The sequence below is a fragment of the Streptomyces sp. NRRL B-24572 genome (assembly GCF_002156145.1).
Lineage (GTDB): Bacteria > Actinomycetota > Actinomycetes > Streptomycetales > Streptomycetaceae > Streptomyces > Streptomyces vietnamensis.
In genome coordinates this window covers 1-19927 of record NZ_MWIG01000181.1, presented here as the reverse complement: position 1 = coordinate 19927, position 19927 = coordinate 1, and the positions used below count along the sequence as shown (strand labels likewise).

Below are 19927 nucleotides of genomic sequence, written 5' to 3'. Positions count from 1 at the left end.
GGAGGCGAGGCCCCGGGGCCCGAACCACCCGACGTAGGCGACCGTGGGAAGCGCCAGGCCGGTTCCGGCGAGTGAGAGGGCGACGGGCAGCATCCGGACCACGGTGAGGCTCAGCACCGCGTACGTGATGATCCGCCAGTCGAGGTGCTCCAGTGCCGGGCCGAGCAGGACGGCGCCGAACACCAGGAAGCTCAAGGACGCGAGCAGCTCGGCGAGGCGCTCGGCGAGGTGGGCGGTGTCATCGCCCGTCGGCGGTGTGTCCGCTGTCGCGCTGTGCCTCAGCGCGACCCCGAAGGCGAAGCCGGCCGCCCAGGCGGCGATGAACCCGCTTCCGTCGACGACGACCGCCACGGTGTACGAGCCTGCGGCCACGGCGAGGACGAACACCTGCCGCCAGTCGTCACCGACCCAGCCCCTCTCGCGCGACCGGCGCAGCACCCATCCGCCGCCCCACCCCACGGCAAGGCCCAGCGCGGTGCTGAGCACGAGCGCCCGCCAGAAGACCCCGGCGACTCCCTCTTCCGAGGACGTGGTTCCGGGCAGAGCCGCGAGGAAGAGCAGGAAGAAGGGCAGCGCCATGCCGTCGTTGAGGCCGCTCTCGACATTGAGACCGCTGCGCACGAGCGGGGGAACCCGAGGGCTGGAGACCGCGGTCTTGCCGAGCGCCGCGTCGGTCGGGGCCAGGATCGTCCCGACCAGCGCCAGTTCCCATACGGTCAGGCCCGGCAGCAGAGGCCAGGCCAGGAGCCAGCCGGCCGCGATGGTCAGAGGCAGCCCGATTCCCAGCAGGCGGCCGGGCAGGAATCCGCCGAGCCGCAGATCACGGCGGCGTACGGACATCGCGTCGGTGAGCAGGACCAGGGTCAGGGCGGCTTCGACCAGGGTGAGGACCGGTCCTGCGTCGTGCTCCAGATTGAGGAGGTCGAGCCCGATCGGTCCGATGGCCACCCCGAAGGCGGTGAACACCATCGGCGCCGACACGGCGGTCGTAGACAGCCGCCGGGAGCAGAGCGCGTATCCGGCCGTGACGGCGGCCACGGCCGCCCCGGTCCATGCGCTGCCGCTCACCGGGCCCTCGCCGGTGCGTCGTCGCGGGCGCAGCGGAACCCCTGATGACCGGTGCTGCTGTCGGGGGTGCTGGAGCTGCGGGCGGCGACGCGGTAGCGGCGGCAGTAGGAAGCGTGGCAGAGGTAGGACCCGCCGCGGATCACCCGCTGCACGCCGAGCGAGGGACCGGGCGGTCCTTCCTTCGGGCTGCGCGCGTAGTAGCCGGGCGAGTACCAGTCGGCGCACCACTCCCAGACGTTGCCGCACATGTTGTGCAGGCCGTAACCGTTCGCGGGGTACGCGGTGACGGGCGCCGTGCCGTACCAGCCGTCCTCTCCTGTGTTGTGGTCAGGGAAGCTGCCCTGCCACACGTTCATCCGGTGCTCACCGCCGGGCTCCAGCTCGTCGCCCCAGGGGAACGCACGCTGTTCGAGGCCGCCACGGGCGGCGTACTCCCACTCGGCCTCGGTCGGCAGCCGCTTTCCCGCCCAGGCGGCGTAGGCCGTCGCGTCGTTCCACGAGACGTGGACGACCGGGTGGTCGGCGCGGTCGCTCACTTCGGACGCGGGACCCTCGGGGTGGCGCCAGCATGCCCCGTACACCTGCCGCCACCAGGGAGCCTCGGCGACCGCCCGGGTGTCGGGAAAGTCAGGCGGCAGAAGCCCGGCGAAGACGAACGACCAGCCGTAGCGTTCGGCGTCCGTGACGTATCCGGTCGCGTCGGCGAAGCCCTGGAACTCCGCGTTGGAGACGGCACAGCGGTCGATCCGGAAGGGCGCGAGCCGCACCGGATGAACGGGCCCCTCCCCGTCGCCGGGCACGGTCCAGTGGTCTTCCGCCCCCATCAGGAACTCACCGCCGGGGATGCGCACCATGTTGTCCGCCCGCGCGCCGGCCGGGGGCGTGGACGGCACCGTCACCGTCACATGCCGCACCGTCTCGCCCCGGGGCGGGCTGCAGCAGCTTCCGCCTGATCCACTTTCCGACATTGATCACCCATCAGGATCACATGCGCCAGTCTGCTCATGATCGTGCTTCGATGCAGCCGCACCCGACATCGACACGGTGTGCGCGACGCCGATGACGTCCGGTCCGATCAGGGAGGCGACCATTACGGCGCGTCGCTTGGGCTCAGCGGCGGTCGGGGCCGATGGTGCGACATGCCGGGTGGGCGACGGAGCCGGTTGTCGTGCCGTGGGCGGCTGGTCGCCCCTGGTCTTCTTATGCCGGCCCGACCCTCGAATGACCCCGGGCACCCGCTCCAGATGGCGCATCTCAGGAGGCTGCCTTCGCTGCGATCGGGAGGAATGGATACCAACGGCAGCCACGACAGGCCGCGCCTCGACCTGGAGGACGGGTGACCAGCCCGATGGAACCACCGAACGACCCTGCCGAGGGAGGTTCGCGGTCGGGCGGCAGGTCGCACATGTCAGGCCCGGGCAGAATCGCACGGAAGGTGGCCTCGGCGGTCCTGATCGTCCTTGCCTGCATCCTGGTCCCCGTGTCGGTACTGACCGTCTGGGTGCACGACATTGCCCTCGACACGGACCGCTACGTCGAGACGGTCGCACCGCTCGCCTCCGACCCAGCGATCGAGGCGGCCGCGCACAACCGGATCGTCCAGGCCGTCGACGTACGGGTCGACGGCAAGCAGGTCACCGCCGACCTCGCGGCCTGGTTGCAGTCACAGGGCCTGCCGCCCCGCACCGCCCAGGCCGTGAAGGGACTGGCCCCTCAGCTGGACGCGGCCGTGACCGGCGCCGCGGACAAGGTGGCCACGCGCTTCGTCGAGAGCGACCGGTTCGAGAAGGTGTGGACCACCGCCAACCGGGCTGCCCACTCGGCTGTGGTGCACGCTCTGACCGGCGAGGGACGCGGGGCGGTCGGCGTCGAGGAAGGCACCGTGACCCTCGATGTCGGCGCCGCTGTCGACCGGGTCAAGGAAGAGCTCGTCGACGCCGGTGTGACGCCGGCCGAGAAGATCCCGGACGTCGACAAGCAGATGGTGCTCTTCCAGTCCGACAAGCTGGAGCGGATGCAGGGCGCCGCGAACGCCCTGGACACGCTCGGCAACTGGATGCCGGTGCTGACCGTGCTGATCGCGGCAGCGGGTGTCGTCCTCGCCTACCGCCGCAGACGGGCCCTGGCGAAGACCGCCCTGGGCGCCGCCCTGGCCTGCCTGATCGTCGCCGTCGGCCTTGTCGTCGCCCGCCGCTACTACCTGGACCATCTGCCCCCGCAGGTGCAGTCCGAGGCGGCCGCGGCAGCGATCTTCGACCAGCTCCTGCACTTCCTGCGGATCACGCTGCGCACCGTGATCGTGCTCGGTGTGGTCGTCGCTCTCGGCGCCTACCTCGTCGGGCCGGGCAGAGGGGCACGCGCCGTACGGGCCACCTCCGAGCGCACTGCCGACTCCGCCGCCCGATGGGCGGACACCCACGGCATCCACACCGGTCGTGTGGGTACGTGGACGGCGGACTACCGCCGGTGGCTCACGATCGGCGTCCTCCTGGTATTGGCCCTGCTCTTCGCCTTGTGGAACCACCCCACGGTCCTGACGATCCTGCTGCTGGTCCTCATCTTCCTCGCGGTGCTGGCGCTGATCGCCCTGCTCGCGGCGACCGGCCGCAGGACCCAGGCAGCGGGACCTCCCGCACCGGCGGACCCGGAACCTGGCCGGTGACCGGCGCGGTCGCGGCGTTCGGCCAAGCCGGCCATGCCGGGGCCGCCCCAGGCAGCCGGGCGAGGTAGGTGCGTCTCCCGGACAAGGCGGCCGGGTGCCTCAGGCGAACGCCAGCTCGCGGAACGCGTTGCGGACGTCGGTCAGCGGTTCGCGGTCGCGGGTGTAGTAGAGCTTGTTGGTCAGCAGCACCGCCCACCGGTCCTTCGTGGGGGAGATCCACATGCCGGTGCCGGTGAAGCCGTAGTGGACCCAGACGTCTTCGCGCAGCTCGGTGCCGGGTGCAGGGAGCCAGAAGAGGCCGCGGGCAGGGGTGAGTTCGCCGGTGCGGATGCGGAGGGAGTCGGCGATCCAGGACTGGCCGAAGGCGGTCTGCGTCGGGGCGAGCATGTGGCGGAGGAAACGGCTGAGGTCGGCGAGGGTGGAGAAGGCGCCGGCGATGCCGCAGGTGCCGCCGAGGAGGCGGGCGGAGAAGTCGTGTGCGGTGCCCTTGAGGTGGGTGCCGGTTTCCTCGTGGAGTTCGGTGGCGGCGCAGCGGGTGACCACGTCCGCGGGGAGGGGGCCGAAGCGGGTCTCGGTCATGCCGAGGGGTTCCCAGATGCGGCTTGCGGCCAGGCTGTCGAGGGGCGTCCCATCGAGGTACTCGGCCAGGTAACCGAGGATGAGGGCGGCCCGATCCGTGTACTCGACGGCTTCGCTGGGGGCGCGGTGGAGGGCCTCGTGGAGGACGCCGTCGCGGATGTCCTGGGGGTCGGTGCCGTACAGGTTCTTGAGGTTGGCGCGCAGGGGGAGGCCGGCTGTGTGGGTCAGGAGCTCGTGGGTGGTGACCTGGGCGAGGGGGTGGCCGGTGACCTCGGGCCAGAAGGTGCCGAGCGGGGTGTGGAGCTGGAGCTTGCCCTCTTCGACGAGGGTGCCGATGACGGCCCACACTGCGACGATCTTGGTGAGGCTGGCGATGTCGAAGACGGTGTCGAATCGCATGGGCTCGTCGGGGGCGGTCGGGTCGAGGAGACCTACCGCCCCGCTCGCCGTCGTGCCCTCGGCGTCGCCTACGGCCCAGACGGCTCCCGGGTAGACCCGGTCGTGGACGCCGTCCTGGAGGAGCTGCTCAATGCGCGGGATGTCGAGCGTCATGGTGTTCCGATCGTAGTGAGACGGCTGGCTTTGTTGGCGGTGCGCCACGGTGGTCAGGCGAGTCGCCGGCCGAGCTCGGCGAGGGCCGTGGCGGTGGCGCTCAGGGGGAAGCGGGCCGCGTTCGCGACTCCTGCCGCGCTAAGGGCGGGCAGGAGGCCGGGGCTGGTGCGGAGGCGGTCGAGTTCGCGGGCGACGGCGTGCGGGTCGGCGAAGTCGGTGGCCAGACCGGTGCCGCCCAGCGCCTCGGTGAGGCCGGGAACCGGCTGGTAGAGGACGGGGAGCCCGCATGCCTGGGCTTCCAGGGCCACGAGCCAGGGTTCGACGTGGTCTTGTTGGACGACGAGCTGGAGGGTCTCACCAAAGTGGCTGCTGACGGAGCAGTCCCGACGGTGCCGTGTACTTCCCAGCGGCCTAGGCATCCACCCGCCGACCGAGCGAGCCAGGAGCATCGCCGGCCGCCTGCTCGGGGCTCAGCGGGCAGCGTGGTGCTCTCCGGCTGATAATTGATCACGTGTCCAGATCAGCAGTCGGCGCGTCCACGCGGCTCGGTAGTCGTCGTGAGCCGGTGGTGGTTCGGTTGTTCACCCAGGGGGACTCCGTTGCGGATCTGACGCGCCTGCTCCACCGCGCCTACTCCGGTCATGCGGCCGAAGGTCGGGTCTTCTTTGCCTCGTACCAGTCGGTGCAGGACACGGCCCATAGGCTGGGACGGGGTGAGTGCTGGGTGGCTCTGCAGGGGAGTGAGCTGGTGGGCACCGTGACGGTGGCAGCTCCGTATGCGGCCCCAGAGGGGTATCCGGCTGGGGCCGGCTCGGGGTCGTTCTGGCAGTTGGCCGTGGACCCTTCGCACCGGGGGACGGGGCTCGGGCAGCGGTTGCTGGTCTTGGCGGAGGAACGTATCGCCGCACTCGGGTTCTCGCAGGTGGTGATCGATACGTCTGCCGAGGCCGTCGACCTTGTCGGCTGGTATCGCAGGCGCGGTTACGTGCCTGTCGGGTCCTGGCGGTGGCGCGTGACGAACTACGACAGCGTGGTTCTCCTGAAGGAGCTGGCGACGACCAACAGGGCCGCGGGCGTCGGCCCCTCCCGGTGAGGAAACGCCGACACCCGCGAGTGGGCGTGTGGCCTACGAGGTGAGTTCCCGGGTCGCGTCTTGGGTGGCGAGCTTGAGCGCCTCGTCGAGTGCCTCAGGGCGACGGCCGCCGGCGCTGGCGAGCGCTCCCTTGCCGCCGGCTCCGCCGCCGACCGCCCGGGCGGCGGCGATGAGGATCCGGCTGGCGTCGGTGCCGGTGTCGTGGAGGCTGCGGGTGACCGCGGCGGCCAAGAGAGCCTTGCCGTTGTGTTCGGTGCCGAGGACGACGGCGGCGTGGACGGCGTCGAGGAGGTCGGCGGTGTGGTGCGCCAGGGAGCGGAGTTCGGCCGGGCCGAGGCCGGTCATCTTCTGGACGACGACGCGGCCGCGGCCGCTGGCGACGGGGCGGGCGGAGGCGGCGAGCTGCTGTGCGCGGCTTCGCAGCTCGGTCTCCCGGAGGCGGCCGAGTTCCTGCTGGGCCGTGGTGAGGGCATCGATGCGCTTGCGGAGGGCGTCGGGGGCGTTCTGGGGGCGGGTGCCGAGCAGGTCGGAGAGTTCTTCGAGGAGGCGGCGCTCGGTGTCGTAGTAGTTCAGGGCGTCGCGGCCGGTGAGGGCTTCGATGCGGCGGAGGTTGGAGCCGATGGAGGCTTCGCCGACGATGCGGACGGGGCCGGCGTTGGAACCGTGGCCGATGTGGGTTCCGCCACAGAGTTCGCGGGAGAAGTCGCCGATGTCGACGATGCGTACGTGGTCGCCGTACTTCTCGCCGAACAGGGCGGTCGCCCCGGCGGCCTCGGCTTCGGCGCGCGAGGCGTGCCAGACGCGTACCTCGGGGTCGGCGAGGAGGCTGTCGTTGACGAGGGTCTCGATGGCGGCGAGCTGGGTGCGGTCGACGGCGGAGAAGTGGGCGAAGTCGAAGCGGAGGCGTCCGGCGTCGACGAGTGAGCCGTGCTGGCGGGCGTGGTCGCCGAGGGTGCGGCGGAGCATGGCGTGCAGCACGTGGGTGGCGGAGTGGGAGCGGGCGACGGCCTCGCGGCGGGTGCCATCCACGAGGGCCTCGACCTGCTCGCCGACCCGGATCTCGCCTTCGGCGACGCGCACGGTGTGGACGTGGAAGCGCTCCAGACCGGGCTTGGTGTCGAGGACCTCCAGGAGGGTGCCGTTGGCGGTTCGGATGGTGCCGGTGTCGCCGACCTGGCCGCCGGATTCGGCGTAGAACGGGCTGCGGTCCAGGACCAGTTCGAGGGTGGTTCCCTGGTCGGCGCTGGGCACGGCGGTGCCGTCGGAGATCAGGCCGAGGGCGGTCGCCTCGGCGTTGAGGCGGTCGTAGCCGACGAAGTCGGTACGGCCGTGGCGGGCGGACAGCTCGCGGTAGACGTCCTGACGGCGCAGCGCCTCGGCTGTCTTGGCCTTGCCGCCGGCCTTGGCGCGCCGCTGCTGCTCGGCGAGCAGGTCGGCGAAGCGGTCCTCGTCGACCGTCAGGCCGGCGTCACGGGCGGCCTCGACGGTCAGCTCGACGGGGAAGCCGAAGGTGTCGTGCAGCTCGAAGGCGGTCTCCCCGGTCAGCGTCGTGGACCGGCTCTCGCGGCTGCGGGTAATGGCGGCGTTCAGGAGCCGGGTGCCCTGGGCGAGGGTGCGGGTGAACGACTCCTCTTCGGCGGTGACGACCTGCTCGATGAGGGCGGCCTGGGCGGTCAGCTCGGGCCAGACGTTCCCGAGGTTGGCGATGACGCTGGCAGTGGCCGGGGCGAGGACGGGCTGGTCGATGCCGAGGAGACGGGCGTGGCGAACCGCGCGGCGCATCAGGCGGCGCAGGACGTACCCACGGCCGTCCTTGGCGGGCAGGACTCCGTCGGCGATCAGGTAGGCGATGGAGCGGGCGTGCTCGGCGACGACCTGGAAGGAGACCTTCTCCTCGCCGCTGCCGGGGTAGTCACGGCCGGCGAGTTCCTGGACGGTGGTGAGGGTGGGGCGCAGGAGGTCGGTGCCGCAGACGTTCTCGACGTCCTGGAGGATCGCGGCGAGGCGGTCGAGGCCGAGGCCGGTGTCGATGCTCTGCTGGGCGAGGTCTCCGAGGATCGGGAAGTCGCCGTTCTTGTCACCCTCGCCCCGCTGGTACTGCATGAAGACGAGGTTCCAGATCTCCACGTACCGCTCGCCGTCGACGGCCGGTCCGCCCTCGCGGCCGAAGGCAGGCCCTCGGTCGTAGTTGACCTCCGAGCAGGGGCCGCAGGGCCCGGGGACGCCCATGGACCAGAAGTTGTCCTCCATGCCCAGGCGCTGGATGCGGTCGGCGGGGACACCGATCTTGCGCCAGAGCTGCTCAGCCTCGTCGTCGTCCTGGTAGACGGTGATCCAGAGGCGGTCCTTCTCCAGGTTGTAGCCCTGGGTGAGGAGTTCCCAGGCGAAGGCGATGGCGTCGGCCTTGAAATAGTCGCCGAAGGAGAAGTTGCCCATCATCTCGAAGAACGTGGCGTGCCGGTTCGTACGGCCGACGTTGTCGATGTCGGAAGTGCGGGCGCACTTCTGGATGGTGGTGGCGCGCGGGAACTCCGGGGTGACCTCGCCCAGGAAGTACGGCTTGAACTGGTTCATGCCGGCATTGGCGAGCAGCAACGTCGGATCGGACGGGATGAGCGGGCTGGACGGGACCTGGCGGTGGCCGCGCGAGGTGAAAAAGTCCAGGAAGGTGGAGCGGATCTGCGTCGAGCGCATGGTGGTGTGGCCCTCACGGAAGAGTCGTGGAGAGATGGGGGTCGATCACACGCCGAGCCGGGCCGAGAACAGGGACTGAGTGGTTCTCAGTTCTCCAGCTCGACGCAGATAGCTCGCGCCCCCACGGTGTAGACCATGACTCCAGAACCGTCGCTTGAGTGGCGCAGCCGACACTGGACGCAACGGTCCGCTGCGACTGCACCACCCAGCGTAGCGGGTTCGGAGTCAAGATCGCTTGGATTTATGCGCCCCGCAGCCCGGCGCCCATCAGGGACAGGAGCGTCCCGGCGAGGTCGTCGGCGTGGGGGAGTACGACGGCGGCGCCGGCACGGGTAAGCGTCGACGGGTCGGAGAAGCCCCAGCCGGAACCGATCGGCATCACGCCGGCCGCCTGGGCCGCGTGCATGTCGGACTCCATGTCGCCGACGAACACGGCGTCGCCGGGCGGCACACCGAGCTTGTCGAGGGCGAGCAGGAGGCCGTCCGGCGCGGGCTTCGGCGCCGCGTCCTCGTAACAGACGACGACGTCGATCAGGCCAAGGATGCCGGGTGGCAGAAGCCAGTCGACCCGCTGACGGCTTCGCAGGGTCACGATGCCTGTGGCGACGTCGGCGGCGCGGAGCGCGGCGAGGGCGTCGGCCACGAACGGGAACACCTCGGCGGTGAGGGTGGCGGTGGCCGTCGCCGCGTCCCAGCTGTCCGGGTTGATCGATCCCGCGTATCCGAGCTCGGCGAGGACGTGCTCGCGCGGCGTGGTCGCGGCCTCGGTCGGAAGGTCGGCGACGGTGACGCGTCGAGCGAGGACGGACGTCGCGAAGCCGGCCAGGGTGGCGAGTTGGGCGTGGCGGCTGTCGACGAGGACACCGTCGAGGTCGAACAGCACGGCCCGCTTCACTCCGCACCCTCCGGCTCGGGTGAGAGCAGGTCGCCCTCAGTCAGCAGGGAGTGGAGGGTGACGTTGTGCTCGGCCAGCAGCATCCGGCCGCCGAGCGGGCGCTCAAGAACGCACAGCGCATCGGCGACCGGCGCCCCGGCGAGCCGCAAGGTGCGTGCCATGGTGAGCAGCTGTCCGCCGGAGCGGACCACGTCGTCGACGAGGACGGTCCGGCGGCCGTTGAAGGCGGCACCCTCGATCTGACGCCGGGAGCCGTAAGCCTTCGGCCGGCGGCGCAGGAAGACGGCGGGCAGTCCGGTAGCGGCGGACAGGGCGACGACGAGGGGGACGCCCCCGAGTTCGATGCCGGCCAGCAGTTGGGCGTCGTCGGGAACGAGCGCGGCCATGGTGGTGGCGGTGTCGCGCAGAAGCGCCGGGTCGGCGGCCAGACGGTACTCGTCGAAGTAGGCGTCGAGCCTCGCGCCGTCGGCGAGCTGAAACGGGGCGGTGATACAGGCGGTCTCGGCGAGCCGGGTGGCGAGTTCGGCCAGGGACGGCGTGGCGGCGGTGCTCATGCTCCTCCGATCGGTGCTGTGCGGAGCGCGGTGAGGCGGGAGCGGAAGGCGTCGGCGGACTCGGCGGTACTGAGGAAGCCGAGGGGCCGGGTGGGCGTCTCGTACAGCCACTTCTCCTCGCGCAGGAAGGCGAGCAGGCGCAGGGCGGTCGGCCCGGCGAGGCAGATCGGTACGGGCCGGACGGTGGTCGCGTAGTAGACGGCGGCGGTCAGCTCGTGCAGCGTGCCGATGCCGCCGCCCATGGCGACGACGAGGTCGGCGTGGGCCAGGTAGTGGTTGAGTCGGGTGCCGAGGTCGGGCAGGTGGACGGACGCGGTGGCGTACGGGTTGAACGCACCCCACGTGTCGTGCTTGTCGATGAGGGTCACGGCGGTGATTTCGGCTCCCTGGGAGGAAGCTCCGCGGGCGGCGGCCTCCATCAGGCCGTTGTAGCCGCCGTGCAGAAGCTGGTATCCCGCCTGGGCCAGGGCCTGACCGATCTCTTCGGCCAGGGTCTCCTCGTTGGTGGAGGCGGGGCGGACTCCGCCGAAGAACACGGCGGTCAGATCCTCGCGGGCCCGGCTGGTGGCCGGACCCGCGAGGTGGAGGCCGCTCACACCAGTTCCTGGTAGGTGCGGTACGCCGCGATGGCGGTGCCCAGGCCAGCCAGCGCCTCGGGGCAGGCTCGCTCGACCAGGGCGAGTGTCCGCTCGACGGCCGCGTCGACATCGGCGGCGACGGGCACGGCTGGCCCACTGATCGCCACCTCCAGGTCGCCGAGGCAGGCCCGGCCGATCGGGGTGACGGCGATCTCCTCGCCCAGCTGGTACCAGCCCCAGAACCGCGAGGTGGGGGCCAGTGCGGCCTTGATCAGGTCCTTCGTCGCGGTGTGGAGACGGTGCCACTCGGAGTACGCGATGAACCGCTGGCCGCGCTTGATGCGCTTGTGCAGCAGCACGGCCAGCACCAAGTGCTCGATCAGCAGCTCGGCGCAGGTACGGGGCCGGGCGAGGAACTCGGCCGCGAAGCGCGCGGCCACGGCGTTCTCCTCAGGGGTGACAGGCCCCGGCTCGCGTTCGAGGAGTAAGGCCGTGGACACGGTCGCCCGCAGGCCCGGGGCGTGCGAGGCGGGCACGAGGTACATGTCGATCTGGTGCAGGTGCCCGTCGTCCGGCACGAGAAAGACCAGTCCCACCCCGCCGAGGTCGGCGACGATCGTGTCTCGCCAGCCGGGCAGTAAGGCGCCGGCTTCGACGGACATCAGGTCGTCCAGGGCTTCGACGAAGGCGGGAAGCTGGGCGTCGTGGACACCGACGACGAAGTCGACGTCCGAGAGCCGGTCGGCGGTGCCGTGGGCGAGCGAGCCGCGGACCATCAGGTGCGTGACGGCTGGTGAGGCGGCCAGGATCTCGGCGAGCCGGGACAGCAGCGGGAGCTGGGCCGGGCGGTTGGCGTACGTGAGTGCTGCCAGTTGCAGGGTGGACATGCGCGTCCTCCGTTCGGAATCCAGCGGGTGGCCTGGTGGGTGATCAGGCCGTGAGGGCGAGGAGGCGGCGCTTGGCCGTCGTCCAGCGCGTCGCGGCCTCCTCGTCGCCGAGCGAGGTGTGCAGCTCGGCGATCAGGTCATAGACCGTGCCCTCGGGCAGGGCGTACGTGTAGAAGAGCCGCAGCAGCATCCGCTCGGCCGCTTCCGCGTAGCCGAGGCCGGCCATGCCACGGGCGGCCTGGAGCCGCTCGGCGAGCACCGCCTGGTCGACGGCGAGCAGCGGCTCCGCGGCGGCCGGGTCGAGCGAGGGCCGGCGGGCCAGGCGCCTGTAGGCGTCGTCGGCGTACACGTCGGCGATCAGGTGGACCCGGTCGGGGCCCAGCAGGTTGCACACCCCGTGGGCGTACGTGGGCGTCAGCCGCCAGATCCGCCCGCCGGTCATGTGCACCTTGGCGCCGCCCGTGACCAGGAACGCCGACGTGTTGGTGTGCAGCGGGATATGCAGCCGGTGCCGTTCGACCTGGTCGAGCTCGTCGTAGTCGCGGTGCTCCCACAGGAAGGCGTTGGCCTCCAGCCGGGCGAGCCGCACCCACATGTAGTTCAGGCCCAGTTCGGCCAGGAGCGCGGCGGTGGCCGGCATCTGCGCGAGCAGGTCGGTCGGCCGGGCCGCGCAGTCGCCGATTGTCACGTCGGCGGCCTCACCGGAGGCGTTCATCAGCGAGGTCGTCCACCAGCCCCCGGACTGGTAGGCGCTGTACTCCTCCTTCCAGGGGGCGCGGGCCGTCAGGGCCTCGTGGCGCATCCGCTCCAGCTGAGCGGGGTCGACGGCGTCGAGCTGGGCGATCTGCCCGGCAAGGGCGGTCAGGGTGTCCATCGGTTCCCTCCCGTCGCCGGCCAGCCCATGAACGGGCCAGCGGGCACGTGGTGCTGGATGGGGTGATCGGCCGGAGCCGCTGAGGCAGCTCCTGATCTCACGCTCCGCCGCCGGAGGTGCACGTACGGCGAAGTGGCGTTCAGCATGGAGGTGGGCGATGAGGCATGGATACGACGGCGCCGCCGTCATGGAACCGTCGCCGCCGAACGGCTCGCGACCCGGTCGATGTCGGTCGATGACGGCCGTGCGTCATGACTGCCGTCATGGCCGCCGTCATCTCCGTCGGGGAGCTGCCGAACGGGTTTCCCGCCGATCCGACGCGGCTATCGTCGGGTGGAGACGAACGGGGACGGAGAGGATCTGCCGTGGCTGAAACTCCCACGCTCTTAAGGGTCTTGACGCTCCGGCGGCACTGGCAGGTCTACGAGACCTTCCGCCTCCGGTTCGAGGCGACCGCGAGCTCGATCGCCGAGAACGAACACGATCCGCGGCTCCGGGGCCTGTCGGTCTCGAAGCGGCAGTTCGAGCGCTGGTACGGCGGTGCGGTGAAGACCCGCCCCTACCCAGACCAGTGCCGGGTACTGGAAGCCATGTTCGGCGTCGAGGTCGAGCTCCTCCTCGCTCCCGCACCAGCCACCGCACGATCCACGCCTCCGGCCGATCTCCCGCTCGTCGTCCCGCCGACCAGGTCGGCCCCTGCCCTTCTCCCCACCGAGCAGGCAGCGGCACTGCCTGCCGGCGGCCCCGTCAGCTTCAGCAACGAGCCCCGTCTCGACGCGGGCACCACGGAATTGGAAAGGCAGGTCGCGATGGCGGCTCGTCGTGCGCTTCGGTTCACCGCGATGGCGGAGGGCAGCAGCATCGGCCCGGAGACCCTGGGCCAGATCCATGACGAAGTGCGGCGCCTCACCGCCGCCTATCCGAGGCTGGCGCTGCCGACACTGCTCGGTGACCTGGTCGAGGTACAGGACCTCACCTTCCGGCTCCTGGAGCACGGCCGGGTCAAGCCCCTGCAGGCCCGGGAGCTGTACCTGCTCGCCGGGATCACCTCCGGCATGCTCGCCAAGGCCAGCCACGACCTGGGCAACCCGAGCGCCGCGATGATGCAGGCCCGCACCGCCTTCGTGTGCGCCGACAACGCCGACCACCACGCCATGCGCGCCTGGGTCCGCTCCCTGCAGTCGCTCATCTCCTACTGGGCCGGCCGCCCCGCCGAGGCCGCCGACTACGCCACGCTCGGCCAGAACGTCGCCGGCAACGTCCGTGGCACGACCGGCGTCTGGCTCGCCTGTCTCTCCGCCCGCGCCCACGCCCTGATCGGCGACGCCGACGCCACCCGCACCGCCATCCAGCAGGCCGAGGACGCCCGCGCGGCTGTTGAGACGGACGACCTCGACGCCTTCGGCGGCATCATGACCTTCCCCGTACCCCGGCAGCTGTACTACGTCGCCGAGGCCACCGTGCACCTGGGCCAGGACCCCGCGCTCGGCGAGAGCCGGTCGGAGGCCGCCGTCACCGCGTACCGCGACGCTTCCGAGGACGAGTGGGCCTTCGGCGACGAGGCCGGCGCGCAGACCGACCTCGCCCTCGCCCGCATCGCCCGGGGCCAGATCGAGGGCGCCATCGAGGCCGTACGTCCCGTGCTCGACCTCCCCATCGAGCAGCGGAACTTCGGCATCACCAGCAGCGCCCAGCGCGTCCACGCCGCCCTGCACGCCGACGGGCGCCGAAGCGGCGGCGTGGCGGCCGATCTGCGCGAGGAGATCGAAGCCTTCACCGCCACCCCGACCTCCGTCCTCGTCCGATGACCCCGCAGGTAGGCTCCGCGCCCATGACCCCAGTCCACCTGGCCGGCCACCGCCTGGCCCTGCGCGAAGTCGAACCCGAGGACACCGAGGCCCTCCTGGCCATCTACGGCGACTCCGAGGCCACCCGGCACCTCAGCTTCGAGCCCCGCACCCCTGAGCAGGTCCAGGCGATCGTCGACCGGTCCATCGCCTCCGCCACGGACACCCCGAGGACCGAGTACTGCCTCGCCATCACGCGGCGCGGCGAGCACCGGCTGATCGGCTACGCGCGTCTGGCGACCGAACCTCAGCAGGCGGCCACCATCGGCTTCGCCCTGCACCCGGCCGAGTGGGGCAAGGGCCTGGGCACGGAGACCGTCCACCTGCTGTGCGCGCTCGGCTTCCAGACGCTCGGCCTCCACCGCATCTGGGCGGCCCGCTCACCGCTCAACGAGGCGTCCGCGCGGACCCTTCTGCGGGCGGGCATGACCGAGGACGGCCGCATCCGCGACCACGTCTTCGTCCACGGAGCGTGGCGGGACTCGATCACGTACTCGATCCTGGAGCACGAGTGGACGCCGATCGACGACGTCGCCACCGCGAATCGGCTGCCCGCCGTCTCGTCTGACGCGGACAGCGGACCGGAGAGGTGAGCCGGTGATTACCGAGGCCGGCTTACGGCACCATCTGGTGATCCCAGGCATCGCCGATTTCGCGCGCGGTGGCTTGCCCACCCCGCCGGCCACCGACGACGGGAACGACTGGGTCGACGGCGTCTGCTGGCTCTACTGCGGACAGCAGCAGACCAGGGTCCTGTGGATCGGTCCGGCTACCGTCGCCGGAGCCCAGGCACCCATGTACGCCTGCGGTGCCTGCATCAAAGAACTCCAGGCACGCATCTGGCACTCCCTCCGGACGCACGACTCGCCCACCCGCCCCGCGCCGTCTCCAGGGCACGGTCCCGAGCACCGCTCAGGGGCGAGGGGGCGAGGCCGTCACCGCCGTAGCCGCTGACGGGTAGACCGCCTGAGATCCGCCCTGTTCAGAGAAGGCAAGCCCCTTGGGGCCGGCGCGTTCGACGTCGGCCCCAAGGAGTGTGTGTCGTATCAAGCCAGGGTCATCAGGGCCTGGGCGAGGGAGCGGGTTTCGGATGCGAGGCCGTCGAGGATGTCTCGGGCGTAGGGGGTGTTGGGGCGGGCTGCGAGGTCCTGGATGGCGGTCCAGTTCTCGGCGATGAGATGGAGGGCTTGCCTGGATCGCTGGATGGTGTCCCGACGATGGACGGCGAACTCCTCGGCACGCTGGCGTGCCTCGGGCCAGGTGATGTCTCCCCGTTCGACGAGCTCGGCCAGGGACGGGGTTGTGTCGCCATCGGCGAGGCGCACGGAGTCGGCATTGATCACGTACTGCCGGAGCCGTTCGGTCTCCAGCCGCTCGTGCAACGCCGCTGCTGCGTCATCGAGGGTGATCTGGCTTTCGGTGACCTGTTCGGCGAGGTCGGGGGCGAGCTCGCGGAGGCGGTCGTACTTCTCCTGGAGGGCGGCGGCCCGAGCCTTGCCCTCGGAGACGGCGTTGTAGGCGTTGTCGAGGCTGACGGCGCCGATACGGACCTGCTCGGCGAGCTCGCGGGAGTACTTGAGGACGACGTTGGCGGCGGAGAGGCGACTGCGGCTCAGTCCGTGGAGCTTGGCCAGGTCCCGCAGGGAGTGTCCCGAAACGGAACAAGCCATGGCGGTGATCATGGCCTGCTGGCCCTTGCTGATGTGCCGGCGGAACACGTTGTTGGAGAGGATCAGCGCCGTGGGGTTGTTGCCGGTGTAGGTAGTGAAGCGGGGTTCGACGCCGGCGATCTCGCAGGCGGCGAGGCGGTTGCGGCCGTCGAGGAGGACGCCGTCGGAGTCGAGGACGATCGGCCTGTGCTGGCCTTCGGCCTTGATGGAGTCGGCGAGGTCGAGCAACTCGTCCTGGCTGAGCATCGGGAACATGCTGGCGATGGGGTGGATCTTCAGGGTGTGCTCCTTGTCGGATGGCGGGATGGGGTTCAGCGCGTGCGGCGCTGCTGGTCGGTGCGGACGGGGCGGTAGGGAGCCGACTGGGGTGTCGGGGCGCTCTTGGTGGCGCTTTGGGTCAGGTCGGCGAGGCGGTGGAGCCGCCAGATGAGGACTTCACTGACGCTTGTGGCGGTGTCGAGTTCTCGTTGGGCGGTGGCTTCGGTGAGGAGGGCGGCGGGATTGTGGCCGGCGGCGCCGGCTTGGGCGAGGGTGGCTGCGAGGGCGGGCCAGCCGGGTTCGGCGAGGATCTGTTCGGCCTGTTCCGGGAGCGTTCGGCGCACGGTGGCCGCCTGCTGGCGGCGAAGCCACTCGGGCAGCTGGGTTTCTCGCTGGTGGAACACGGCCAGCGGCTCGGCTGCCGCGGCCTGGTACGTGGCCCGGAGGTGCTCGGCTGCCTGTCGTGCGGCCTCCGCCTGTTGGTTGTGGCCGTGGGTGCGGTGCCAGTGCTGCGCGGCGACTGCCGCCAGCAGAACGGCGTCGAGGAGGACGGTGAGGAGGACTCCGTCCTTCGGGGCGGGTTCACGCAGGATCGCCTTGACCGCTCGGCGTGTGGCCTGAGCCTGTTGGTGCTGGGCGCGGATGCGGGAGCGGCTGGCCCGCTCGAAGGCGGTGGCTGCCTGCAGGAGTCCGGGCCGCAGGCCCGGAGGGGCGGCGAGGGGCAGGACGTCGAGGGTTTCGGCGAGGACGGCGATGTGCGCCTGTCCGGCCTCGTCCTCGGAGTGGTCGAGGAGCTCGGGCACCCGGTCGGTTGCCCCGGCGAGGCGACGCCAGGCATGGGACTCCGACGGTGCCGCTGGACTGGTGTCGGTGCCGGTGAGGCGCTCGGTGATCTTGGGGTAGGAGAGGTCGGGGGCGAGGGTGGAGCCGGAGAACCAGACGGGCTCGCCGTCCTTGTTGGTGTCACCGGCGAGGGCGACCTTGTAGCCGCGGATGTCGCCGGAGGGGAATCGCCGGATGTCCACGAGCACGCTGGAGCCTTCGAGGAGGCGGAAGTACTCCTCTGGTGTGGTGGCTGCTGCGAGGAGGGTGCGGGCGGTGGTGCGCAGGCGTTCGCGGGCGGTTGTGGGGCGGCCGGTGCGCTGGGCCTTCTCCTGTTCGGCTCGGGTGGGGCGCTTGGCGGCGGTGCGGTCGCCGCGCGGGACCTGGCGGAGCCCGTATTCCTTCTCGATGGCGACGAGTTCCTTGTCGGCGCGCAGGAAGTCGTTCCAGTTCCTCGGTGGGCGGAGGTCGCCTCGGACCTTGGTGGCGACGATGTGGATGTGGTCGTCGGCGTGGCGGACGGCGACCCAGCGGCAGGCGTCGGGGTCGCCGACTGGGGCGATGCCGGTGGCGTTCAGCACGCGGCGGGCGATGGTGGCCCACTCGTCGTCGGTCAGGTGGCGGTCTTCGGGTGCGGCGCGGATCGAGCAGTGCCAGACGTGGTTCTTCGGGGCCTTGTGGCCGGCCTGCTTGACCCGCAGGTCGAGGACGGTGGCGAGCTGGGCGAGGGTGGCGTCGGGATCGCGGCCGGGGTCGGGGGCGAAGCCGTCCCAGGCGGCGACGAGGTGGGGGTCGGTGTGTTCGTTGGCGCGGCCGGGCCCGTAGAGGTAGTTGAGGACGCCCCTGGTCTTGTGGCCGGGCTTGACGATGTTCGCGATCAATCAGGCCGCCCGCTGCTGTGTGGCGGCCACATCCGCAGCGGTGTCGATCGCGGCAACCGCCTGCCGGGCCAGCGTCAGGACTCGTCCGGCCTCTGCGAGCACGACTGTGTCCACAGGGTGTGGATCGCCACCGGCGTTGAGGCGGTGGGCGATCTGGTTCACGTTCGTGCCGATCCTGGCGACCTGCGTACGCAGGGCCGCCAGCTCGTCGATCAGATCGTCGACCGGGGTGCGCTGGTCGGGCAGGGCGAGGTCGCCGTTCAGGTGGCCCATGACGATGGCGCCGACGAGGTGCGCGCCGGCCAGGCCGAGCCGGCGGGCTTCAGCGAGGATCGCCTGCTTCTCGTCGGTGCTGTAGCGGACGTCGACACGCTCTTTGCGCTGCACGTCCTGACGGGCGCGGCGGCGGGCGACACGGTGCAGCGCGGCCTCGTCGGCGGCACGCACGCCCCCTGTCCCCGGTGCGCCCTCGCGCCGGGGGCCCGCCTCCGCCACCCCCGGGGCGGAGGCGTCTGCGTGGGACCGGCCCTTGGACGGTCCAACGCCATACCTTGCTCCGCCCGGGGCAGGGGTCGTGGGCATCTGCTGCTGGGAAGTGGGGAGCTCGCGGCTCGGGTTGTGCATGGATCGGTTCTCCGCGGAGTGCTGGGTGCTTGGGCGTGAGCGGCCACCGTGTCCCCGTGCTTGTCTGCACGGGGACACGGGATGCGCCGGAGGGCGGGTCAGGGCGCGGTGAGGGTCAGCCGGTGCCGTCGGGGGAGGCGGCTTCGTTCAGTTCGTCGAGTGGTCCGGCCTTGGAGCCGTCGTCCGTGGCGGGTTGGGCCTGGCCGGTGCGCTCGGCTTGAAGCTGGTCGCGCAAGGCGCGGGCCCGGGGCAGGCCGATCCGTAGTTCGCGGCGCAGACGTTCGGCGGTCAGGTGGTCGTCGCTCCAGTCGGCGGTCAGGAGTCGGGCCCTGTCGAGGACTTCGCCGGGTGTGCGGGTGCGGTTGGCGGTCGACTTGGCGGCATCGGGGACCCGACCGGTCGCCCGACGCGGGCCGGCTCCGGTCGACTCCGCCACCGTGGTCGGCAGAGGCGGTCGGGTGACGGGAGCTGCTTCGGCTCCCTCGGTCGGCCCCGTGGCAGGTGCCTCGGTGACCTTCGTGGGGGCCGACTCGGTCAGCTGGTCGGAGGCCGATTCGGGCCGGTCAGGCGTCGACCGTGGGGCCTGGTCGCCGGCCGACTGGGCAGCGGTCGTTTCCGGGGAGTCGGCCGACTTGGTGTTGTGGTGCAGCACCTTGGCCACGAGGTCCGACCCGAAGTAGATCGACCCGACTGGGAGTGAGGTTGCCAGCAGTACGAGGGCCCAGTTCGCGTAGTCCAGGTCGGTCAGTCGGCCCCACTGGATCGAGTCGGTGTGCAGGGCTGGTACGAGGCCGTGCACGTAGTTCAGCAGGAGGCTGGCGATCGTGTAGGCCGCCAGGATCTTCAGGGCGAACGTCCGGTCGTCACCGGTCAGCACGAGCGTGGCGATCAGCGCGAGGGCCATCAGCCCGTCGACCACGATCGGGTAGAGCAGGGCGGCGGTCGGGTCGGCGCCGATGGCGCGGGCCACGTCGGACAGGGCGTTCCACGAGACCCGGAAGGCCATGAGGACGACGGCCACCAGGCCGAGGACGAGGATGAAGCGTCCTGCGCGGTTCACACGGCGCCCCCCATCGGGTGCGATTGCTCGGCGAGCGTCGTCAGGACCGTCGTTCTGTTTGAGGGACTGGTCCTCGGCGGCCGAGGTGAGCCGCGCGATGCGGGCGCGGATGCTGCGTATCGCTGCCGGGGTGCTTGGGGCAGGGAAGTGCAAGGCGGGGGTCTCCAGGTGGGGAAGGGTGTGGCCGCCGTGGCATGGGCGGCTGTGGGCGGTGGGGACTCGTCCCACTCGTCCCGCTGCTGGTCAGGGCAGGTACGGGTGGGGCGGTGATGTCGAGTCGACTCGTTGCGGGTCGGTGACTCGTCCCCGCGCTGACCTGCGCGGGGACG

The 19927-nt window shown here is 71.2% G+C and carries 18 protein-coding genes; 4 read left to right on the top strand and 14 right to left on the bottom strand.

Features of this window, described 5'->3' with window-relative positions; genetic code table 11:
• The coding region (locus CCN56_RS11760) for a sodium:proton antiporter (RefSeq protein ID WP_086826245.1) at window positions 1–1068 on the bottom strand (1068 nt) is incomplete at its 3' end.
• Complete coding sequence (locus tag CCN56_RS11755; RefSeq protein ID WP_086826237.1) at window positions 1065–2036, bottom strand: formylglycine-generating enzyme family protein; 972 nt, start codon at window positions 2034–2036, stop codon at window positions 1065–1067. The genes CCN56_RS11755 and CCN56_RS11760, both read right to left, overlap by 4 nt.
• Window positions 2037–2548: 512 nt before the next feature.
• Here CCN56_RS11755 and CCN56_RS11750 point away from each other — a divergent pair.
• Window positions 2549–3730, top strand: a complete 1182-nt coding sequence (locus CCN56_RS11750) for a hypothetical protein (RefSeq protein ID WP_256961920.1) — start codon at window positions 2549–2551, stop codon at window positions 3728–3730.
• A gap of 99 nt (window positions 3731–3829) precedes the next feature.
• On the opposite strand, the gene CCN56_RS11745 is transcribed toward CCN56_RS11750, so the two are convergent.
• Both CCN56_RS11745 and CCN56_RS11740 read right to left on the bottom strand, forming a co-directional pair.
• Window positions 3830–4861 carry a serine hydrolase gene (locus tag CCN56_RS11745; protein ID WP_086826233.1) on the bottom strand — a complete coding sequence of 344 codons (1032 nt, stop codon included), beginning with the start codon at window positions 4859–4861 and terminating at the stop codon, window positions 3830–3832.
• A 53-nt stretch (window positions 4862–4914) separates the two neighbouring features.
• Window positions 4915–5169, bottom strand: a complete 255-nt coding sequence (locus CCN56_RS11740; protein ID WP_373412849.1) for a hypothetical protein — start codon at window positions 5167–5169, stop codon at window positions 4915–4917.
• Window positions 5170–5372: 203 nt separating this feature from the next.
• On the opposite strand from CCN56_RS11740, the gene CCN56_RS11735 reads away from it, so the two are divergent.
• On the top strand, window positions 5373–5954 hold the full coding sequence (locus CCN56_RS11735) for a GNAT family N-acetyltransferase (protein WP_179199806.1): 582 nt from the start codon (window positions 5373–5375) through the stop codon (window positions 5952–5954).
• Between the two features lie 33 nt (window positions 5955–5987).
• On the opposite strand, the gene alaS is transcribed toward CCN56_RS11735, so the two are convergent.
• The 6 genes from alaS to CCN56_RS11705 form a co-directional block, all read right to left on the bottom strand.
• Window positions 5988–8648, bottom strand: a complete 2661-nt coding sequence (alaS, locus tag CCN56_RS11730) for an alanine--tRNA ligase (protein WP_086826228.1) — start codon at window positions 8646–8648, stop codon at window positions 5988–5990.
• A gap of 241 nt (window positions 8649–8889) precedes the next feature.
• Window positions 8890–9543: an HAD family hydrolase gene (locus CCN56_RS11725; RefSeq protein ID WP_256961919.1), complete on the bottom strand. Its 654-nt coding sequence runs from the start codon at window positions 9541–9543 to the stop codon at window positions 8890–8892.
• On the bottom strand, window positions 9540–10097 hold the full coding sequence (locus CCN56_RS11720) for an orotate phosphoribosyltransferase (RefSeq protein WP_086826226.1): 558 nt from the start codon (window positions 10095–10097) through the stop codon (window positions 9540–9542). Before CCN56_RS11720 ends, CCN56_RS11725 begins: the two co-directional genes overlap by 4 nt.
• Complete coding sequence (locus tag CCN56_RS11715) at window positions 10094–10693, bottom strand: LOG family protein (protein ID WP_086826224.1); 600 nt, start codon at window positions 10691–10693, stop codon at window positions 10094–10096. The genes CCN56_RS11720 and CCN56_RS11715 overlap by 4 nt, the downstream gene beginning before the upstream one ends.
• Window positions 10690–11562, bottom strand: coding sequence for a hypothetical protein (locus CCN56_RS11710; RefSeq protein WP_086826222.1), 873 nt, complete (start codon window positions 11560–11562; stop codon window positions 10690–10692). Before CCN56_RS11710 ends, CCN56_RS11715 begins: the two co-directional genes overlap by 4 nt.
• A 43-nt stretch (window positions 11563–11605) precedes the next feature.
• Entirely contained in the window at window positions 11606–12436 is an 831-nt protein-coding gene (locus CCN56_RS11705) for an aspartyl/asparaginyl beta-hydroxylase domain-containing protein (RefSeq protein WP_086826220.1), read from the bottom strand.
• A 395-nt stretch (window positions 12437–12831) separates the two neighbouring features.
• Between CCN56_RS11705 and CCN56_RS11700 the strand changes: the two genes are divergently transcribed.
• Both CCN56_RS11700 and CCN56_RS11695 read left to right on the top strand, forming a co-directional pair.
• Window positions 12832–14244 carry a hypothetical protein gene (locus CCN56_RS11700; protein ID WP_218779404.1) on the top strand — a complete coding sequence of 471 codons (1413 nt, stop codon included), beginning with the start codon at window positions 12832–12834 and terminating at the stop codon, window positions 14242–14244.
• A 23-nt stretch (window positions 14245–14267) separates the two neighbouring features.
• Window positions 14268–14876, top strand: a complete 609-nt coding sequence (locus tag CCN56_RS11695; protein WP_256961918.1) for a GNAT family N-acetyltransferase — start codon at window positions 14268–14270, stop codon at window positions 14874–14876.
• 453 nt (window positions 14877–15329) lie between these two features.
• Here CCN56_RS11695 and CCN56_RS11685 read toward each other — a convergent pair whose 3' ends face one another.
• The 4 genes from CCN56_RS11685 to CCN56_RS11670 form a co-directional block, all read right to left on the bottom strand.
• Window positions 15330–16199 (bottom strand): ParB N-terminal domain-containing protein, encoded by an 870-nt coding sequence (locus tag CCN56_RS11685; protein ID WP_179199805.1) that lies wholly within the window; start codon window positions 16197–16199, stop codon window positions 15330–15332.
• A 65-nt stretch (window positions 16200–16264) separates the two neighbouring features.
• Entirely contained in the window at window positions 16265–17914 is a 1650-nt protein-coding gene (locus tag CCN56_RS11680; protein WP_107484135.1) for a relaxase/mobilization nuclease domain-containing protein, read from the bottom strand.
• On the bottom strand, window positions 17915–18361 hold the full coding sequence (gene mobC / locus CCN56_RS11675; protein WP_306300601.1) for a plasmid mobilization relaxosome protein MobC: 447 nt from the start codon (window positions 18359–18361) through the stop codon (window positions 17915–17917).
• 292 nt (window positions 18362–18653) lie between these two features.
• Window positions 18654–19598 carry a DUF2637 domain-containing protein gene (locus tag CCN56_RS11670; protein WP_086826213.1) on the bottom strand — a complete coding sequence of 315 codons (945 nt, stop codon included), beginning with the start codon at window positions 19596–19598 and terminating at the stop codon, window positions 18654–18656.
• Between the last annotated feature and the right edge of the window lie 329 nt (window positions 19599–19927).